Source organism: Brevibacterium sp. OS20 (genome assembly GCF_056837565.1).
This window is the reverse complement of the sequence record NZ_CM166367.1, coordinates 1,707,726-1,725,349: the sequence shown is the minus strand read 5'-3', so window position 1 is coordinate 1,725,349 and position 17,624 is coordinate 1,707,726. Positions and strand designations below refer to the sequence as shown.

Below are 17,624 nucleotides of genomic sequence, written 5' to 3'. Positions count from 1 at the left end.
CGTCGGGCGCACCTTGTCGCTTTCATCTCTGCGTTGAGTTGCTGTGAGCGCTCACCGATTAGTCTAAGCGCATGAGTGTGAAGCTGACCCGGGTCGATCCACATGGCTGCGACGATCATGATCTGACTGAGTTCTACACCACGGAAGAGTTCCCTTTCCACGCCAGGCTGTCTCGCTGGTCGGCAGAAGAAGTCCGCCAACGGATTGCGGACGGCTATTTCATCAGCGAGGAGACCGAGACGTTCTGGCTCGTTCACAGCGAGCTGGGCCGGATCGGCATCGTCCGTCTGGAGGATCTTCGTGACGAGACGCCGATGTTCGACCTCCGATTAGCTTCGCGATTTCGAGGTCGGGGCCTCGGCGTTGAGGCATTGACCGCCATTACCGCTCATGTCTTTTCCACCACGGGAGCGATTCGACTCGAGGGTCAGACGCGCGAAGACAATCACGCCATGAGGGCGGTCTTCGACCGGGCAGGCTGGACGAAAGAAGCTCACTATCGCCGCTCGTGGCCTGTAATCGGCAGCGATCCGCTGGATTCGGTCGGCTATGCGATCCTGCGCGAGGAATGGGAGACAGGCGTCGTCCATGAGCTGCACTGGCATGATCGACGTCATTTCCGTGAGCAGACTCGTGCCGGGATCACGTATTCGTCGAATACTCCGCCATCGTGCAGTGAGATGCTCGCGCTCTACAACTCAGTCGGATGGTCGGCGTACACGAACGCCCCGGAACGACTGGTCCGCAGTGTCCTCAATTCTTCGCACGTGGTTTGTGCTCACCAGGCAGAGCTGCTCGTCGGATTGGCGCGCGTGGTCAGCGACTTCGGAACACTTGTCTACCTCCAAGATGTCCTGGTCGCTCCAGGAATGCAGCGGCGCGGCATCGGGGCTGAACTCGTCGCTCGCGTCCTCGAACCTTTCGCCGATGTCCGACAGACCGTCCTGCTCACCGACGCCGATCCCGGACTGGCTGAGTTCTACACGTCGCTCGGCTTCAGCGAAGCCGCCCCGTCTGCAGGGGCGGCGGTCCGTGCTTTCGTCCGATGACGTGAAAGTGCCCCTGGCCAGAAGGCCAGGGGCACTTTCTCTCAGTCGGTCAACGAGTGACCGTCAGAGTGTGTTTCAGTTGTTCTTCTTGCGACGCATGGTCAGAACAACAGCGGCTCCACCGACGAGGAGCAGTCCGGCTCCGGCGGCCAGGCCGGTCAGCTCGGCACCGGTGCGAGGCAGATCAGATCCGCCGCCGTCACCGTTTCCATCATCGTTGCCGTTGTCGTCACCATCGTTGCCGCCGCCGTTGCCGTCTTCGTCGGCAACAACCTGGAAGGAGCCGGTGAGGGCCTCTTCGTCTTCGGTGTCGTTGGCGCCGGTGACCTGAACGTCGTACTTACCGAGGTAGGCCTCGGGGTTCGAAGCGCTGGTGCCGTAGATCGAGAATCCGACGACTCCCTCAGCGTTGGCAGTCTGCGTCATCTCGTAGTCCTTGACGCCTTCAGGCCCGTCGACAACCTTGAGGGTCACTTTCTCTCCCTCTTCGAAGCCTTCAGCCGTGATCTGCACGCCCTTGTCTTCCTTCACGAAGTCCGAAGCAGCGATCTCCTTCGGCTCGACAGTCAGCTTGCGCTCGGCCTCTGCAGCCCGAACAGTCACCGTGAAGTTAGTGGCTTCCGAGGTCTGTCCGTTAGCTGTGACCGTAGCGGAGTAGGCGTATTCGCCAGCTTCAGCAGGAGCCTCGGTGGAGAAGTTTCCATCAGCATCGGTCTTGACCGTGACGCTGCCCTCAGCCGGTGCGGCCTGGGCCTGAGCGGAACCTGCCTGGGCATCGCCAGCGGGCTTCCAGGTCAGCTTGACGTCAGCGTTCGGAGCAGCCTTGCCGGTGATCTTTCCGCCTTCAACGACTGTCTGGTCTCCGACCTTGGGAGCTTCAGGCTTCTCGTCACCGTCGGCGTCGGAATCGGCCTTGTCATCCTTGCCATCGGCTGAGGAGGAAGCATCGGCATTGTCGCCATCGGCGGCAGCGGAAGCGTCAGCCTCTGCTCCGTCTGCGTCGGCCGAAGCTTCAGCGTCGTCGCCTTCCGCAGCGGACGAAGCATCAGCTTCCTTGGCGTCGGCGTCAGCGTTGTCGGAAGCGTTTGCGTCGTCTCCCTCGGCAGCGGCCGAAGCATCTGCATCTTCACCGTCGGCAGCAGCGGAAGCGTCAGCTTCTGCCTCATCATCACCCGGAGGCTCTTCGTTAGGATCAGTGAACGAGATCGACTGTCCGGACTTCTCGAGCGAGTAGTCGAGGTCGGCTACCCAGCTGAAGTCGATCTCCTGACCGTTCTCGTCCTCTGCAGGACCGCCGCCGGAGATGACGCCGACTGCAGTGTCTCCCTGGAAGACGCCGCCACCGGAATCGCCGGGCGCGGAGAACGGCTTGCCGGACGGTGCCTTAACACCGAAACCATGGACGAAGCGTCCGCTGACGTTGACGAAGTCGAACTGCTCGTTGTAGGCAGTCCATGTCTCGTTCTCGGTCAGTCCGGTCGTCCGGCCGGCCTTCTGAACGGTACCTTCGCTGTGAGCGCCGACCTTGGTGATATCAGTGGCGAGCTTCGCAGCCAGATCGTCGTCTCCGGCGGTCGACCAGTCAGTCACACCTGTCTTGACGTTGTACTTCGAAGCATCGACATTGATGACCGCGAAGTCGATATCGTCGTCATTGGGCTGAGCGTCTGAACCCGGAGGAACCAGTTCGCCGCCGAACTTGTTGTAACCCCAGCTGCCGATGACGCCGAGTCCGGTCTGCTTGAATCCCGCTCCACCGACCGCAGGAGCAGTGGAAGGCTGTTCGGTCTCGTCGACCGTCGTGTCGCCCTCAAATTCCCCGCTCTGCTCGTTGATGATCTTCGCGCAGTGACCAGCGGTGAGCACGATCGGCTTTCCATCAGCATCCCAACCGGAGAATCCGGTTGAACAGGCTCCGCCGCCCTCGCCTGCCTTGACGAGGTAACCTGCGCCGCCAACCAAGTCGTTGCCGGCATAGGCCTTCAGCTCTTTGACTCCCTCAACGACCTTGACGTTCGAGAAATCCTGCTCAAGCTTCTTTGTTGTCTTGTCGGCCTTTTCAACACCGATGGTGAGCTTGCCGTTCTTGGCGCCGTATGCGTTGACACCGGACGCCTTGTCCAGAGTCTTCTGCACAGCCGCATCGCTCTGCACATTCAGCTTCTGCGGACCGTTGTCAGCGACGGCCGGAGAAGCAGCGAACGCTCCGCCCAGGCCGAGCGCCGTTGCCGCTGTGAGCGCCAGCGAACTCTGTACGAGTTTCTTCTGCATAAGTTGTTGTCTCTCTGTTCTGAGGGATCAATGTCACAAGTTGATGACCTAAGTCACGATAAGGTTACGGGGCGCACTCAGTGACTACCAAAAAAGTAGGCCGAAGACTGTGAACTTAATGTACGAAACTTCAGTAGATGTATACAAAGAGACTTGCTGTTATCGCCTCTAGGCAGTCGCCATGAATAGACGATGCCCCCGGTCAGAAGACCGGGGGCATCGTCAGTGTCAGTTCGCCAGACCGTCAGACGGCCGGCATCACAGCACTCAGTTGTTGTTCTTGCGACGCATGGTCAGAACGACCGCGGTTCCGCCCACGAGGAGCAGTCCGGCTCCGGCGGCCAGGCCGGTCAGCTCGGCACCGGTGCGCGGCAGGTCAGAACCGCCGTCACCGTTTCCGTCATCGTCGTTTCCGTCGCCGGCTCCGCCGTCGGCATTGCCGTCGTCGTTGTTGCCGTCATCGTCTCCGCCGGATCCGCCGCCGGAACCGTCTTCGTCAGCGACTACCTCGAACGTACCGGTCAGTGCCGACTCGTCCTCGGTATCGTTGGCGCCGGTAACCTCGACGTCGTACTTACCGAGGTAGGCCTCGGCGTTCTCGGCGCTGGTGCCGTAGATCGAGAATGCGGCGGCACCGTTCTCATTGGCGGTCTCGTCCAGCTTGATGCCCTCGACGCCTTCAGGCCCGTTGGCAACTTCGAGGTTGACCTTCTCGCCCTCGTCGAAGCCCTTAACCGTGATCGTCACGCCCTTGTCTTCCTTCACGAAGTCGGACGCGACGATCTCTTTGGGGTCGACGCTGATCTCACGCTCGGCAGGAGCGGGAGTCTCGGACTCGTCCTTCTCAACGGTCACATCGAATTCGGTCGTCTTGGATTCCTGTCCGTCAACGATCGCCGTCGCAGTGAAGTTGTAGTCGCCTTCGGCCTTGGGGCCCTCGACGGAGAAGTTTCCGTCCTTGTCAGCCGTGACGGTCTCAGAACCGTTCTCGGCTGCCTGAGCACCTTCAGCGGGTTCCCACTTGACCTCGACCTTGGCGCCAGCCTCGGCCTTGCCCTTGACCTTGCCCTCAGGCTCGATGGTCTGGTCTTCGGCCTTCGGAGCGGCAGGTGCCTCAGGGGTCTCCTCACCCGGCTTCTTGAGGTTGAAGTCCGTGCCGGACTCCTCGAGCGAGTGGTCCAGGTCGGCAACCCAGGTGAACGAGGTGTTCGCATCGAGGTCGCCGCCGCCGGAGATGACACCCACGGCGGTGCTGCCCTGGTAGACGCCGCCGCCGGAGTCGCCCGGCTGGGAGAAGGGCTTGTCGATCGGCGCGGTCACGCCGAATCCGTGGACCCAACGACCGCCGACATTCTGGTAGTCGAAGTCGTACTCCGAGCGGGGCAGAACTTCGCCGTCGGTCTTACCGGTGGTGCGACCGGACTTGCTGATGGCGCCGTCCTTGTGCGCACCGACCTCGGTGATCTCGGTGGTCGACTTGGCCAGATCGTCCGAATCGGCGGTCGACCAGTCGGTGATGCCGTTCTTGACGTTGTACTTCGACTCGTCGACGTTGATGACGGCGAAGTCGATGTCGGACTCGCTGGGCTCAGGCCACTTGTTCTGGTCGGCGCCCTCGAGGAGGTCGCCGCCGAAGTTGTGGAAGCCCCACTTGCCGATGACGCCGCTGCCGGAGGCCTGGAAGCCTTCGCCGCCGTTGGCCTCGGAGATCGAGGGCTTCTCGGTCTGATCGACAGTGGTGTCGCCGTCGAACTCGTTGGTCTGCTCGTTGATGATCTTCGAGCAGTGACCGGCGGTCAGGACGACGGGCTTGCCGTCTCCGTCCCAGCCGGAGAAACCGGTCGAGCAGGCCCCGCCGCTCTCGCCGGCCTTGACCAGGTAGCCGGCACCGCCGACGAGATCATTCTTCGCATAGGGCTTCAGTTCCTTGACGCCCTCGGTGACCTTGATGTTCTGGTACTTCTTTTCGAGCTTCTTGATCTCGTCGGTCTTCTTGGCAACGCCGATGCTGAGCTCGCCGCCGTCGGTGCCGTAGGCGTTGACGCCTTCGATACCGGAAAGTGCCTTCTGGACGTGAGCTTCACTCTGAAGGTCCAGCTTCTGCGGGGCGTTGTCAGCCATCGCCGGTGAGGCGACGAGCGCGCCGCTCAGGCTCAGCGCCGCAGCGGCGCTGATCGCCAGTGAACTCTGCACGAGTTTCTTCTGCATAAGGTTGATTCCCTTGATCGTTGTCGATGCTTCGATTGCCCGACCCCGTCAACAGGCTTCGCCGCGACTCGGCGGTTCATGCTTCCGGTGTCAGATTTCCAACCGTGTGAAAGGTTACGGTTTGATCACGACGCAATGCAAGAACCATCAATGTCGCAGGTGAACACAACTTACAGAAGTCGGACTACACAAGCTGTCCTGTGTTCTTCCAGGTCGCTCGAAAACGGTGCCGTTATGATCAGGGGCATGCCGAACCACACAAAGCTTCGCCCCCTGGCCTCCGTAAGACCCGCCTCGAGGCTCGCGCTCGGACTCGCGGCCCTTGCTCTCACTCTGCCGCTGGCAGCCTGTGATACCGGCAACGACCCCCGAAACCCCAGCTCCCCCTCCCCCACCGAGTCCAGCGAAACCACGTCTCCCAGCGACGACGCCTCCAAGCTCGATCCCACCGGTAAATGGACCTCACCGGAGAAGGGCGACCCGTTCCTCGAATTCTCTGACGACGGCTCGCTCGAAGGCTCTGACGGCTGCAACGCGATCGTCACGAGCTGGAAGGTCAAAGGCGACGAGATCACCATCGACTCCTTCATGTCGACCCAGAAAGCCTGCGCTGGCGTCGACACCTGGCTGAGCAAAGCCTCAACGGCGACTATCGAAGGCGATGTCATGAAGGTCAAAGACAGCAACGGGAAAGTCATCGGCGGACTGGAAAAGGACGACAAATGACACAGGAACTCATCGGCCGCTGGACGGCCGAGACGAACGAGCGGGCCTTCCTCGAGTTCACCGAGGACGGCTCACTGCACGGCAGCGACGGCGCCAACAACCTTATGACCTCATGGTCGGCCGAGCCCGAGGGTTTGATGATCAAGTCCTCGATGATGACGCTCAAAGCCGCTCCCGGAATGGTCACCTGGGTTCCCAAAGCCAGGAGAGTCGAACCCGACGGCGACCGTCTGCACCTCTTCGACGCTGCCGAGAACCACCTCGGCGACCTTCATCGTCAGCTGCCCGGCCCAACTCACAAGCTCGGCGGTCGTTAGATGGCCGGAGGTCTGATCGCACTCCTCGACGATGTGGCCGCACTCGTCAAACTCTCGGCTGCCAGCCTCGACGATGTCGCCGCAGGTGCGTCACGAGCCGGTGCGAAGGCGGCTGGGGTCGTCATCGACGATGCCGCGGTGACGCCGAAGTTCGTCGAAGGAGTGGACCCCAAACGCGAGCTTCCGATCATCCAGCGCATCGCTTTGGGCTCCCTGTTCAACAAGCTCGTCATCATCCTCCCGATCATTCTCCTGCTCAGCCAGTTTCTGCCCTGGCTCCTCACTCCGCTGCTCATGATCGGCGGCACCTACCTCTGCTATGAGGGTGCCGAGAAGGTCTTCGAGAAGCTCGGCTGGATCGCCCACCACGAGAAGGACACCCCGGCCGCCGAACAGTCGACCGATGGCAAGGCGGCAGAGAAGAAGGTCGTGCGATCGGCCATCACCACCGATTTCGTCCTCAGCTGCGAGATCATGGTCATCGCCCTCAACGAGGTGGCCGCCGAATCCCTGACCAGCCGTGCCGTCATCCTCGCCGTCGTCGGCGTTGCGATCACCGTCGGCGTCTACGGTGTCGTCGCACTCATTGTGAAGATGGATGACATCGGTCTGCATATGGCGAAGAAGGACTCACCCGGGCAGCAGAAGTTCGGTCGGTTCCTCGTCGGAGCGATGCCGAAGCTGCTCGCTCTGCTCTCTGTCGTGGGCACCTTCGCCATGCTGTGGGTCGGAGGACACATCATCCTCGTCGGCACCGATGAGCTCGGCTTCCACGCCCTCTACGGCTTTGTCCACCACCTCGAAGAGCCGGTCGCTGCGATCGCGGTCATCGGCGCCTTCCTGGGTTGGCTGGTCAACACGTTCTTCTCCCTCATCCTCGGTGCGATCTGGGGAGGCATCGTCGTCGGCGTGATCTTCGGAGTCAAAGCGCTCGTGAAGAAGGACGGCAAGAAGGACACTGCTACCGCCTGAGCTGCGGCGGCGTCCCTTGTCGCTCGGGTTCCGGGCTCCGTGAGTTGGGTTGGGCCGGTGAGAGAAGGGCTGGCCCGGTCGCCTACTTTTTGAGCATGTCCTCGATGCCGCTGTCGGTCACCAGCCAGTCGAGGCTGGCCGGGCTGGCGGCATTGACGGCGGTCGCGAATTCGGCGTCGATGAAGGCTGCGGTGCCGTTCTTCACCGACGGCAGCGAGTCATAGCTCGGATTGTCAACGACCTGCTTCTTCCCGTCGTCGTCCATGGCCCACACGAAAAGGTAGTCTGCGTCGAGCTCGTCGAGGTTCTCGGCCGAGAGAGTGAACTTGTTGATCTCTTCAGGCGTCTGGTGCTGCCCGGGTTTGAGGCCGAAGAGTTCCAGCGGTGCGGCGTTACCGAAATAGATCCCTTCGGCCCGCGGCGAGATCAGCTGATATGACTTCCCGTCGACCCCGAGGTCGGCACCGACGGCTTCGAGCTTGTCTTTCGTCGTGTCGATCAGTTTCTCTGCCTCATCAGACTTCCCCAGAGCTTCGCCGACCTGTTCGGTCATCTCATCCCAGTCGGGATTCGCCGACTCCGTGTCCGGAATGATCACCGGAGCGATGTCGGAGAGCTGCTCGTAGGTGGAGTCGTCGGCGATATTCCAGGGTGCTGCGAAGATGACATCCGGTTCGTATTCCGCGATCTTCTCGAGGTTCGGCGCATATTCGGCGTTGATGAGCGAATCGTCCGCGACATCGTCGGTGACGCCCTTCTGCCACGGCATGATCTGGTCTTTCGTGGATGCAACGGCGACCGGTGTCACGCCCATTCCCGCAGCCGCGTCAGCGGCAGGCGAATTGAGGACGACGACGTTCTTCGCACCAGCCGGGACTTCGACCTCCCCCTTGAGAGTGTCGACCGTGACCGAGTCGGCGTTGTCCGCCGCCTCATCGGTTCCGCCGCATCCTGCCAGCAGCAGCGTCGAGGCCGCCAGCACCGAGATGACTCCGAGAGCGGTCCTTGTCATTAGGGTTCTCATTTCCGGGATACGTGCGCTCAGCGCTGAGCGAATGTCTTCTTCGGTGCTCCCGCCACGATCATCGGCGCACCCGTGACCGGATCGTCGATGACTGTGCAGTCGATGCCGAAGACCTCGTTGACGAGTTCCGAGGTGATGATCGTCTCCGGAGCCCCCTGAGCGACGATCGAACCGTTCTTCATGGCGATGATCTCGTCGGCGTAGCGGCAGGCTTGGTTGAGGTCGTGGAGGACGGCGACCAGCGTGTGCCCGTATTCGTGATTGAGCTGCGAGAACAGGTCGAGCAGCTCGATCTGATAGGCGACGTCGAGAAAGGTCGTCGGTTCGTCGAGCAGCAGGAGGGAAGTCTCCTGAGCGAGCACCATGGCCACCCAGACGCGCTGACGCTGACCGCCGGAGAGCTCGTCGACGAGCCGTGAGGACAGCTCTTCGGTGTTCGTCGCCCGCAGCGCCGACAGCACAGCTGCTTCATCGGCGTCGGTCCACTGGCGCAGGAACGACTGATGCGGGTGCCGCCCGCGGGAGACGAGCTCGGCGACCGTGATCCCGTCCGGGGCGATGGACGACTGCGGGAGAAGACCCAACCGCTGGGCGATCTTCTTCGTCTTCATCTTCTCGATGTTGTTCCCATCGAGAAGCACAGTGCCCTTCGCCGGCGGCAGCAGTCGCGCGAGAGCACGCAGCAGAGTTGATTTGCCGCAGGCATTGGGGCCGACGATGATCGAGAACTTACCGTCGGGAATGCTCACGTCGAGATCGCTGACGATCTGGCGCTGGTCATAGGCCAGGTCGAGGTTCTCGGCGATCAGCGGGGAGGCTGCGCCTGCGGGGTTGGGAATGCTCATGATGCCTTCCGAGCTTCTTGGATGAGGAGCCAGATGAGGTAGATGCCGCCGATGCTCACGGTGATGACGCCGACGGGCAGTTGGATATCGCCGAACGCATGTTGGGCGATGAGGTCGGCGGCGACGAGGAGCAGTGCTCCGACAGCCGCGGAGGTCAGCAGGCTGGTGCCTTGCGCCCGCGCGATCCGCCGCCCGATCTGCGGTGCGGCCAAGGCGACGAAGGCAATCGGACCGGCCGCGGCCGTGACCACGGCGACGAGGGCGACGGCGATGACGATGAGAACGGCACGGATGGGCTCATTGCGTACGCCCAGCGCTTTCGCCGTATCGTCACCGAGTTCCAGAGTGCCGAGATCTCGGGAGAAGAGTCCGCAGGCCAGACCGAGGACGATGGTGGCCACAGCCGCCGGTGCGATCGTCGACCAGCCCATTCCATTCAGGGTTCCGGCACCCCATGTGGCAGCGGCCATGGCGAGCTCGAGATCGGCGCGCATGATCAGCCAGGTGTTGAAGGCGTTGAGCATCGCCGTCAGTGCGATACCCACGATGATGAGCCGGAAGCCCTGGACCCCGCCTTTCCAGGTGAGCAGGTAGACGACCACGGCGGTCAGGAGTCCGCCGATAATCGCGCCCGCCGCGGTGGAGACGAAGCTCGTGCCGAAGACGATGATCGTGACGATGCCGCCGGTGTAGGCACCGGTGGAGAAGCCGATGATGTCCGGGGAGCCGAGAGGATTGCGTGTCAGCGATTGGAAGACGGCTCCGGAGACTCCGAGTCCGGCGCCGAGGACGATGCCGGCGATGATGCGCGGTGCCCGCCACTCCCCGACGACGGTATTGACGATGCGCTTCTCAGCGGCCCCGAACAGGCCCTGGAACACTTCGGTCGGAGTCAGCGAGAACTTGCCGAGCATGAGACCGGCGAAGCCGCAGGCCAGCGCGATCAGCGTGATGATTCCGGCGGTGATGACAACCCGCAGGTCGATGCGGAATCCGAAGACTCGCAGCATGGGCCGGCCGAAGTCGACTTTCTCCCCCGGCAGTGCATGCGGGTGCGCGGTGAGGCTGCGGTCGGTGACCGCGAGGTTGGTGGTCTTCACAGGCCGCTCGCCTTCTTTCGACGGACAAGGGCGATGAGCACCGGAGCACCGACGAACGCGGTGACGACTCCGACTTGGAGTTCGCCGGGTTTCATCACGACTCTGCCGATGACGTCCGAGGCCAGGAGCAGAATGGGAGAGAGGACGAGTGAGTAGCCGAGGATCCAGCGCTGGTCGGGACCGACGATCCAACGGGCGATGTGCGGAATCATCAGGCCGATGAATCCGATCGGTCCGGCAGCGGCCGTAGCCGCTCCGGCAAGGAGGGTCACCGCGAGGATGGAGAGCACTCGGGTGCGGTTGACCGAGGTGCCGAGGCTGGCGGCCAGATCGTCGCCGAGGGCCACGGCGTTGAGTGAGTGGGACAGTGCCAGTGCGAGCACGGTGCCGATGACCATGAACGGCAGGATCGCGGTGATCGTATCGAAATCGCGGCCGGCGATCGCGCCGACGTCCCAAGATCGGAAGGCGTCGAAGGCGCGTTCGTTGGTCAGCAGGATGGCTTTGGTCAGTCCGGTGAGCACAGCGGCGACGGCGACTCCGGCCAGAGTCAGGCGGATCGGATCGACCGTGCGGCTGCGGCCCGCGGACCCGATGACATAGACGCCGACAGTGGCGACGAGGGCGCCGGCGAACGCGAACCAGATGTAACCGGTGATCGAGGAGATCCCGAAGAATGCGACGCCGATCGTGATCGCAAGGGACGCACCCGCGTTGACGCCGAGGATGCCCGGATCGGCCAGGGGGTTGCGCGTCAGGGCTTGGATGAGACCGCCGGCCAGGCCCAATCCCATGCCGACGAGGATGCCGAGCACGGTCCGCGGCAGGCGCAGTTCGAGGACGACGAGCTGATCGTCGCTGCCGGTGGGCGCGAAGAAGGCTCGGAGGACCTCCGAGATCGGCATGTCCCTGGCGCCGATCGCCAAGGAGGCTGCGATCACGACGATGAGCGCAATGATCGCTGCGACCAGTCCCAGTACTCTTCTGATCCGCAGGCTCCCACCGGTCGGATGACTGGTGTCGGTATGCGGTTTCGCCTCGGCAGAGGTGGCGGAACCGGTCATCGAGGTGGTCCTTTGAGTGAGGTGGCGGTCAGGTGACTAAGGGCAGGCTAACCACACTGTAACTCACCGGACCACCTCAGCCAAGCGAGAGAGGTCTCACTCGGCTGTGATCTTGCCGATCCTCTCGGACACCTGCCGCTGGATCCGCGAGAGCATTCCGCTCATTCCGCGCAGCCTCAGCGGGCTGACGATCTCCGACATCGACAGCCGCAGGGGCAGGTCGGCTGGAACCGACAGGATCGCCTCGGCGGTGGCTCCGTCGAGCCCTTCGTGCAGGATCCCGGCGAAGCCCCGCGTGGTCGGCGCCTCCGGGGGCGCGGAGAAGTGCAGGCGCACTTCCGCCCGCGCCCCCGCCTCGGGGTCGGCCACCTCGGTGACGAGGAAGATCGGCGACTGGCATTCGGGTACCGGCTCGAGCAGCTCCGGGTGGTCCGTGTACTTCTCCGGCAGGTCGGGAAGGTCCGTCGCGAACTCCAGCAGCACCTGGAGACGGTCGTCGGACGGGGTTTCGGCGAAGTCCGTGACGATCTCCGCCAGCGCCTCCGGCAGATCGTCGGTCTTAGGCGTCGTCGTCTCGCTCATCAGCGTCCGGGCACCTCTCCCGGCTCCGCTCCGGTGACGATCGGCACGCCGACGACATTGCCCCATTCGGTCCAGGAACCGTCGTAGTTGCGCACGTTCTCGTATCCGAGGAGGTGCTTGAGGACGAACCAGGTGTGGCTGGAGCGTTCGCCGATCCGGCAGTAGGCGATGACCTCATCGCTGGTGCCCAGCCCTGCCTGCTCGGTGTAGAGCTCCTTGAGTTCGGCAGCGGACTTGAAGGTGCCGTCTTCGTTGGCCGCCTTGCCCCAGGGCATCGACTTCGCGCCGGGGATATGGCCGCCGCGCAGTGCGCCTTCCTCCGGGTAGGCGGGCATGTGGGTGCGTTCGCCGGTGTATTCCTCCGGGCTGCGCACATCGATGAGCGGCAGGTCGCCGAGGCTGTCGCGGACCTCGGGCAGGAAGGCGCGGATGACCGAATCGTCGCGTTCGACGACGGGGTATTCGGTCGGTACAGGCTGCGGCCTGTCCGTTGTCATCTCACGACCCTCGGCCTGCCATTTTGCGCGACCACCGTCCATGAGGCGGACGTCTTCGTGGCCGAAGAGAGTGAAGACCCACAACGCGTAGGCAGCCCACCAGTTGGACTTGTCGCCGTAGACGACGATGGTGTCATCGCGGGAGATGCCCTTGGCGGACATGAGTGCGGCGAATCCTTCGCCGTCGACGTAGTCACGGGCCACCGGGTCGTTGAGTTCGGTGTGCCAATCGACCTTGACCGCTCCGGGAATATGCCCCGTTTCGTAGAGCAGCACGTCTTCGTCGCTTTCGACGATGACGAGTCCGGGATCGCCTGCATGCTCAGCCACCCAATCGGTGCTGACCAGTCGGGTTCCGTCCGCGTATTCGGCGAACTTCTCTGCGGGATCGGCCGGGATCGAAGTGCTCACGCATTCCTCCTGAGGGTTTGAGTCCAATTGTGCTCGCTGTGGCAACGTCGAGCGCGTTCAGCATATTCCCTTTCAGGGGCGGCTGAGGAATGCCGACAGCGCTGAGACGAACTCACGCGGTTTCTCCGAATGCACCCAATGCCCCGAGCCTTTGACCGTGAGAAGGGTGGTGCGGGGGAACAGACTGCGCATCTGCGGCAGGTCGTCACGGTCGACATAGTCCGATTTCTCACCGGCGACCCAGAGGACCCGATGGTCGAAGACGGCACCGCCCATGTCCGGGAAGCCTCCGATGATGTCGAGGCTCGAATGCAGCAACGCGAGGTTGGGCTGCCAGGAATACCCCGCCGAGGTGGGGCGCAGGTTCTGCAGCAGGAATCCCCTGATCGCAGCCTCGGGGATCGGGTCCCGAAGCGCCTCATCCGCGTCGGTACGCGATTCAATCCGGTCGAGGTCGAGGGCGGCGAGACTGGAGAGCAGATGGTCGAAGACTCCGGTGGACCCGCCGGCGTTGGGTCCGATGTCGACGACGACGAGGCGGTCGATGAGTTCGGGGTGGCGCAGTGCGAGCACCATGGCGACCTTTCCACCCAGGGAATGTCCGACCAGGTGCACTGGCTGATCGCCGGGATCGACCGCCTCGGCGATATGGGCCGCCACGGCATCGGCGAGGTCGACGTAGTCGAAGGTCTCGGTCCATTCGGACTCGCCGTGGTTGGGCAGGTCGACCAGCAGGCTGGAGAATTCGGGCTCGATGTCCTTGGCGATGCGGGTGAAGTTCTTGCCTCGGCCGAACAGGCCGTGGAGGAAGACGACCAGGCGCCCGGACTCGCCGATTCGAGTGCTGTTGATGGTGGTCACGATCCCAGCCTAGCCCGTGACGGCACGTTCGAGGCTCTCCAGTGAGGCCTCGAGGAATTCGGCAGGGAACGGAGGGAAGCCGCCGAACTCCTCCCTGGTGGATTCGGTCACAGCGGACCAGTCATAGGTCAGAGCCACCTCGGTGCCGGCGTCGGTCGCAGCGAGGTCGTAGCGCCATCTCCACCCTCCCGGAACGATTCGTCCGGAATCGTCAGCCTGGCCGGGGTCCCAGGCGATGGCGTGCGGAGGGTCGAAGGCGGTGACGGTGTTGTCGATGCGGTAGGCCCCGCCCACGACATCGAGGTACATGTCCATGGAGAACACCTGTCCGACCTCCGTGATGGGGGCGCCGTCGATGGCGCCGCGGACCCAGTCACCGGGTTCGGTCTCATGGTGGCGTCGCGGGTCGGACAGCAGTGTGAAGATCTGATCGACGGAGGCGGGGATCGTGCGGGTACGGACGAGCCTGTCCTTCGGCGTCTGCGGCTGTTCGCTCATATCTTCACACTAAGTATCCGACGCCGGCCGAACAAGGCTTCCGTGAGTTCTGCCGACCTCGGCGACCGCCACACGCGGGTAGGGTGAGGTCATGCACTTCTCCGAATATGACACCCGACTTGCCGGTTATGCGGTCATCGTCAATGACGACGACGAAATCCTCCTCAGCTGGTTCAACGGCGGAAAGGACCGCCTGCACGCGATCTGGACGCTGCCCGGAGGCGGAATCGAGTTCGACGAGAGCATCGAAGCCGGCACGGTCCGTGAGATCAAAGAGGAGACCGGGTTCGACGCTGAGGTCGTCCGCCCGCTGACCACTCATTCCTTCACGGAAGCACGTCGCAATCCGATCTTCAGCGATTCGACGGATCGTCCTTTCAAAGGCGTACGCGTCGTCTACGAGGCGCGGATCACCGGCGGCACCTTGGGCACACTCGAGGTCGATGGGACGACGGATCGGGCGGAATGGCTGCCGATCGATTCGCTTCAAGATGTGCGGCACGCCCGCATCATCGACCTCGGCCTGGATGCGTGGCGTGCCGCTGTGTGAGTTCTGCGCATGGGCGCGCAGCAGCGCTCGTCAGTCGGTTACTTCACCTTGTCGGCGATGAGTCCCGGAAGCTCCTCTGCGGTGTACTTGGCCGAGAGGATCGAGTTGAGTGAGAAAGCCTTGCGGATGTCGTCATTGTCGTTGGTCAGAACGAGGTCGTGCCCGTCCTTGACGGCAGGAATGCGCTTGTAGGCAGCATCCTCGGTGACATCCTTGTCCTCGATGTAGATCGGGAACGTCAGGAGCAGGTCCGCGTCGAGCTGATCGAGGTTCTCCTCGGAGATCGGCACGGAGAAGCCGTCCGCCTTCATTCCGGCGATCGTCTCGGACTGCTTGAAGCCGAGCTGCTCCATGACCTGCACGCGACCTGATTCCTCGACGTAGGCACCCCATCCCTCGGAGGTCTTCGCTGCCACGGTCACGGACTTGTCCTTGAACTCCGGATGGGCTTCGCGCGCATCGGCGTAGGTCTCGTCGAGGTCGTCGAGCAGCTTCTTCCCGTCGTCTTCCTTGCCGAGCGCCTGGGAGACGAGGTCGACCTGCTGGTCCATCGTCGTCAGGTAGTTGTCGCCGCCTTCCGGCACTCCGACCGTGGGAGCGATCTCAGAGAGGCGGTCGTAGCGCTCCTTCTCTCCGGAGCTGTTCGTATCGAGGATGACGTCGGGCTCAAGTGCGGCAATGGCCTCGTAGTCGGGTTCCATCGTCGCGATGATCTCCGGAGCTTCGTCGTAGAGATCTTCGGCCCACGGCCCGACGCCCTTGCCGCCGAACTCGACCCAGTCAGAGGCGCCGACGGGCTGGACTCCGAGCGCCAGAGCGGTCTCGGCATCGCCCCATCCCAGCGCCACGACCTTCTGCGGGTCGGCGGGCACCTCGACGGCGCCGAACTTCGTGTCGACGGTGGGCCCCGAGGCCTCGTCGGCTGAATCTGCTCCTCCGCCGCAGCCGGCGAGGACGAGAACGGAGGCAATCACTGGGGCGAGAATACGGCGCATGGAATCCTTCTTGAGTAGTTAGGCGAGCCTAGCTTAACCCATTTCTCCGGCGGTTCGAATCCGACCGCACGGCCGCCTCGGCGAGGAATCGACCAAGGGATCAGGGAGCCTTGATCTCGAGCCCTTCGACGTCCATGTCATTGAGGGCGACCATGCGTGAGCGGCGGCCCGTGACGATGCGGTGGATGACCCACAGAAGCAGGAACGCAGGAAGCCCTGCATAGGCGCTGGCGACCTGGAGCAGCTGCCCGTTGACGATCGCCTGCACGTTCTGCCCGATGATGACGACGATGAGCATGATGAGCGCGATGACCGGGCCGATCGGGAACAGCGGCGCCCGATAAGGCAGGTCCGCAACAGCATGCCCCTGCCGCACATAGGCGCGGCGGAACCGGAAGTGGCACCAGGCGATGCCGACCCAGACGATGAAGCCGGAGAGCCCGGAGACGTTCATCAGCCAGGTATAGGCTCCACCGTCGCCCATGATCTCGGTGAGGAATCCGAACAGTCCGATCATGGCGGTGGCCAGCAGCGCCATGACGGGGACTCCGCGTTCGTTGAGTCGGGCGAACAGCCTCGGCGCGGTTCCCTCTTTGGCCATGGCATAGAGCATGCGGGTGGAGGCGTAGAGGCCGGAGTTGCCGGCGGAGAGGATGGCGGTGAGGATGACGGCGTTCATCATGCCGGCGGCCACGGCGATTCCGGCGCGTTCGAAGACGAGAGTGAACGGTGAGGCCGTGATGTCCTCATTGTTCGCCGAGGCCAGCAGCGAGGGGTCGGTATAGGGCAGGATGAAGCCGATGACGGCGATGGCGCCGATGTAGAAGAGCATGATGCGCCAGAACACGGTGCGGATGGCGCGCGGCATGTCCTTGCGCGGGTTCTCCGATTCCCCCGCGGTGACGCCGACGAGCTCGGTGCCCTGGAACGAGAATCCGGCGATCATGAAGACGCTGATGACGGACATCCATCCACCGACGAACGGAGCTTCTCCCGTCGTCCAGTTGCTCACCCCGGGCGCGGTTCCGCCGAGGATGCCGGCGATCATGAGCACACCGAGGACGAGGAACGCCAGTACGGCCGTGACCTTGATGGCGGCGAACCAGAATTCACCTTCGCCGAAGGCCTTCGCGGACAGGAAGTTGAGCCCGGCCAGCAGGATGAGGAAGACCGCCGCCCAGATCCACGAGGGCACGTCGGGGAACCAGAAGGACATGATGACGCCGGCGGCGACGAGTTCGGCAGCCAGGGTGATCGCCCAGTTGAACCAGTAGTTCCAGCCCATGGCGAAGCCGAAAGAGGGGCTGACGTATTTGGTCCCGTAGGTGTGGAACGATCCGGCCACGGGCAGGTGGGTCGACATCTCGCCGAGGGACTGCATGACGAAGAGGACCATGATGCCGATCGCGGCATAGGCCAGCAGGGCGCCGCCGGGGCCGGCTTGTGAGATCGTGCCGCCGGAGCCGAGGAAGAGCCCGGTGCCGATGGCACCGCCGATGGCGATCATCTGCAGGTGGCGGGACTTCAGTCCCCGTCGGAGTCGGCGTTCTTCGTTCGCCGAAACGGCTGGCATTCCCATGGTCATCCTCGTTCGTGGTTCGGCAGGTCCGCGCACGAGGACCCTGGCCATTCCTACCACAAACGGAGGCATCCA

Annotated in this window: 17 protein-coding genes; 5 read left to right on the top strand and 12 right to left on the bottom strand. The window is 63.2% G+C overall.

The window, feature by feature from the left end; translation table 11 throughout:
* The first annotated feature begins 71 nt into the window (after positions 1 to 71).
* Positions 72 to 1,049, top strand: coding sequence for a GNAT family N-acetyltransferase (locus ACVZTU_RS07645; RefSeq protein WP_345788930.1), 978 nt, complete (start codon positions 72 to 74; stop codon positions 1,047 to 1,049).
* A 75-nt stretch (positions 1,050 to 1,124) separates the two neighbouring features.
* On the opposite strand, the gene ACVZTU_RS07640 is transcribed toward ACVZTU_RS07645, so the two are convergent.
* Positions 1,125 to 3,320 carry a S1 family peptidase gene (locus ACVZTU_RS07640; RefSeq protein WP_482401677.1) on the bottom strand — a complete coding sequence of 732 codons (2,196 nt, stop codon included), beginning with the start codon at positions 3,318 to 3,320 and terminating at the stop codon, positions 1,125 to 1,127.
* 267 nt (positions 3,321 to 3,587) lie between these two features.
* Positions 3,588 to 5,528 carry a S1 family peptidase gene (locus ACVZTU_RS07635; RefSeq protein ID WP_181270408.1) on the bottom strand — a complete coding sequence of 647 codons (1,941 nt, stop codon included), beginning with the start codon at positions 5,526 to 5,528 and terminating at the stop codon, positions 3,588 to 3,590.
* Positions 5,529 to 5,774: 246 nt separating this feature from the next.
* Here ACVZTU_RS07635 and ACVZTU_RS07630 point away from each other — a divergent pair, with 246 nt between their 5' ends.
* Genes ACVZTU_RS07630 through ACVZTU_RS07620 form a run of 3 tightly spaced genes read left to right on the top strand, consistent with a single transcriptional unit; the run spans position 5,775 to position 7,543 of the window.
* Complete coding sequence (locus tag ACVZTU_RS07630; protein ID WP_172169032.1) at positions 5,775 to 6,254, top strand: META domain-containing protein; 480 nt, start codon at positions 5,775 to 5,777, stop codon at positions 6,252 to 6,254.
* Positions 6,251 to 6,571 (top strand): META domain-containing protein, encoded by a 321-nt coding sequence (locus ACVZTU_RS07625; protein ID WP_139466890.1) that lies wholly within the window; start codon positions 6,251 to 6,253, stop codon positions 6,569 to 6,571. The genes ACVZTU_RS07630 and ACVZTU_RS07625 overlap by 4 nt, the downstream gene beginning before the upstream one ends.
* Complete coding sequence (locus ACVZTU_RS07620) at positions 6,572 to 7,543, top strand: DUF808 domain-containing protein (protein WP_139466889.1); 972 nt, start codon at positions 6,572 to 6,574, stop codon at positions 7,541 to 7,543. It begins immediately after the preceding gene.
* A gap of 82 nt (positions 7,544 to 7,625) precedes the next feature.
* Here ACVZTU_RS07620 and ACVZTU_RS07615 read toward each other — a convergent pair whose 3' ends face one another.
* From ACVZTU_RS07615 to ACVZTU_RS07580, 8 genes are all read right to left on the bottom strand, one after another.
* Positions 7,626 to 8,555, bottom strand: a complete 930-nt coding sequence (locus tag ACVZTU_RS07615; RefSeq protein WP_172169026.1) for an ABC transporter substrate-binding protein — start codon at positions 8,553 to 8,555, stop codon at positions 7,626 to 7,628.
* Between the two features lie 29 nt (positions 8,556 to 8,584).
* Positions 8,585 to 9,412, bottom strand: coding sequence for an ABC transporter ATP-binding protein (locus ACVZTU_RS07610; protein ID WP_181270407.1), 828 nt, complete (start codon positions 9,410 to 9,412; stop codon positions 8,585 to 8,587).
* On the bottom strand, positions 9,409 to 10,422 hold the full coding sequence (locus tag ACVZTU_RS07605; RefSeq protein WP_139467407.1) for a FecCD family ABC transporter permease: 1,014 nt from the start codon (positions 10,420 to 10,422) through the stop codon (positions 9,409 to 9,411). Before ACVZTU_RS07605 ends, ACVZTU_RS07610 begins: the two co-directional genes overlap by 4 nt.
* A gap of 86 nt (positions 10,423 to 10,508) precedes the next feature.
* The gene (locus ACVZTU_RS07600; RefSeq protein WP_139466886.1) at positions 10,509 to 11,576 is read right to left on the bottom strand and encodes an iron chelate uptake ABC transporter family permease subunit; all 1,068 of its coding nucleotides are present in this window, start codon (positions 11,574 to 11,576) and stop codon (positions 10,509 to 10,511) included.
* Between the two features lie 96 nt (positions 11,577 to 11,672).
* Positions 11,673 to 12,158: a SufE family protein gene (locus ACVZTU_RS07595; protein WP_482401676.1), complete on the bottom strand. Its 486-nt coding sequence runs from the start codon at positions 12,156 to 12,158 to the stop codon at positions 11,673 to 11,675.
* Positions 12,158 to 13,066 (bottom strand): sulfurtransferase, encoded by a 909-nt coding sequence (locus tag ACVZTU_RS07590; protein WP_482401675.1) that lies wholly within the window; start codon positions 13,064 to 13,066, stop codon positions 12,158 to 12,160. Before ACVZTU_RS07590 ends, ACVZTU_RS07595 begins: the two co-directional genes overlap by 1 nt.
* A gap of 72 nt (positions 13,067 to 13,138) precedes the next feature.
* Positions 13,139 to 13,927, bottom strand: coding sequence for an alpha/beta fold hydrolase (locus ACVZTU_RS07585; RefSeq protein ID WP_482401674.1), 789 nt, complete (start codon positions 13,925 to 13,927; stop codon positions 13,139 to 13,141).
* A 9-nt stretch (positions 13,928 to 13,936) separates the two neighbouring features.
* A complete protein-coding gene (locus tag ACVZTU_RS07580; protein WP_482401673.1) occupies positions 13,937 to 14,425 on the bottom strand; it encodes an SRPBCC family protein in 489 nt (162 codons plus the stop codon).
* 91 nt (positions 14,426 to 14,516) lie between these two features.
* Between ACVZTU_RS07580 and ACVZTU_RS07575 the strand changes: the two genes are divergently transcribed.
* The gene (locus ACVZTU_RS07575; RefSeq protein ID WP_172169011.1) at positions 14,517 to 14,975 is read left to right on the top strand and encodes an NUDIX hydrolase; all 459 of its coding nucleotides are present in this window, start codon (positions 14,517 to 14,519) and stop codon (positions 14,973 to 14,975) included.
* Between the two features lie 38 nt (positions 14,976 to 15,013).
* Here ACVZTU_RS07575 and ACVZTU_RS07570 read toward each other — a convergent pair whose 3' ends face one another.
* Positions 15,014 to 15,970 (bottom strand): ABC transporter substrate-binding protein, encoded by a 957-nt coding sequence (locus tag ACVZTU_RS07570; protein WP_139466881.1) that lies wholly within the window; start codon positions 15,968 to 15,970, stop codon positions 15,014 to 15,016.
* A 100-nt stretch (positions 15,971 to 16,070) separates the two neighbouring features.
* A complete protein-coding gene (locus ACVZTU_RS07565) occupies positions 16,071 to 17,549 on the bottom strand; it encodes an amino acid permease (RefSeq protein WP_482401672.1) in 1,479 nt (492 codons plus the stop codon).
* Positions 17,550 to 17,624: the final 75 nt, after the last annotated feature.

What these genes read in the sequence shown, in the direction of transcription:
- ACVZTU_RS07610 (WP_181270407.1), bottom strand. Translation starts at nt 9,412, where the DNA reads ATGAGCATTCCCAACCCCGCAGGCGCAGCCTCCCCGCTGATCGCCGAG.
- ACVZTU_RS07615 (WP_172169026.1), bottom strand. Translation starts at nt 8,555, where the DNA reads ATGACAAGGACCGCTCTCGGAGTCATCTCGGTGCTGGCGGCCTCGACG.
- ACVZTU_RS07580 (WP_482401673.1), bottom strand. Translation starts at nt 14,425, where the DNA reads ATGAGCGAACAGCCGCAGACGCCGAAGGACAGGCTCGTCCGTACCCGC.
- ACVZTU_RS07565 (WP_482401672.1), bottom strand. Translation starts at nt 17,549, where the DNA reads ATGGGAATGCCAGCCGTTTCGGCGAACGAAGAACGCCGACTCCGACGG.
- ACVZTU_RS07595 (WP_482401676.1), bottom strand. Translation starts at nt 12,158, where the DNA reads ATGAGCGAGACGACGACGCCTAAGACCGACGATCTGCCGGAGGCGCTG.
- ACVZTU_RS07570 (WP_139466881.1), bottom strand. Translation starts at nt 15,970, where the DNA reads ATGCGCCGTATTCTCGCCCCAGTGATTGCCTCCGTTCTCGTCCTCGCC.
- ACVZTU_RS07625 (WP_139466890.1), top strand. Translation starts at nt 6,251, where the DNA reads ATGACACAGGAACTCATCGGCCGCTGGACGGCCGAGACGAACGAGCGG.
- ACVZTU_RS07620 (WP_139466889.1), top strand. Translation starts at nt 6,572, where the DNA reads ATGGCCGGAGGTCTGATCGCACTCCTCGACGATGTGGCCGCACTCGTC.
- ACVZTU_RS07630 (WP_172169032.1), top strand. Translation starts at nt 5,775, where the DNA reads ATGCCGAACCACACAAAGCTTCGCCCCCTGGCCTCCGTAAGACCCGCC.
- ACVZTU_RS07635 (WP_181270408.1), bottom strand. Translation starts at nt 5,528, where the DNA reads ATGCAGAAGAAACTCGTGCAGAGTTCACTGGCGATCAGCGCCGCTGCG.
- ACVZTU_RS07605 (WP_139467407.1), bottom strand. Translation starts at nt 10,422, where the DNA reads ATGCTGCGAGTCTTCGGATTCCGCATCGACCTGCGGGTTGTCATCACC.
- ACVZTU_RS07600 (WP_139466886.1), bottom strand. Translation starts at nt 11,576, where the DNA reads ATGACCGGTTCCGCCACCTCTGCCGAGGCGAAACCGCATACCGACACC.
- ACVZTU_RS07575 (WP_172169011.1), top strand. Translation starts at nt 14,517, where the DNA reads ATGCACTTCTCCGAATATGACACCCGACTTGCCGGTTATGCGGTCATC.
- ACVZTU_RS07640 (WP_482401677.1), bottom strand. Translation starts at nt 3,320, where the DNA reads ATGCAGAAGAAACTCGTACAGAGTTCGCTGGCGCTCACAGCGGCAACG.
- ACVZTU_RS07645 (WP_345788930.1), top strand. Translation starts at nt 72, where the DNA reads ATGAGTGTGAAGCTGACCCGGGTCGATCCACATGGCTGCGACGATCAT.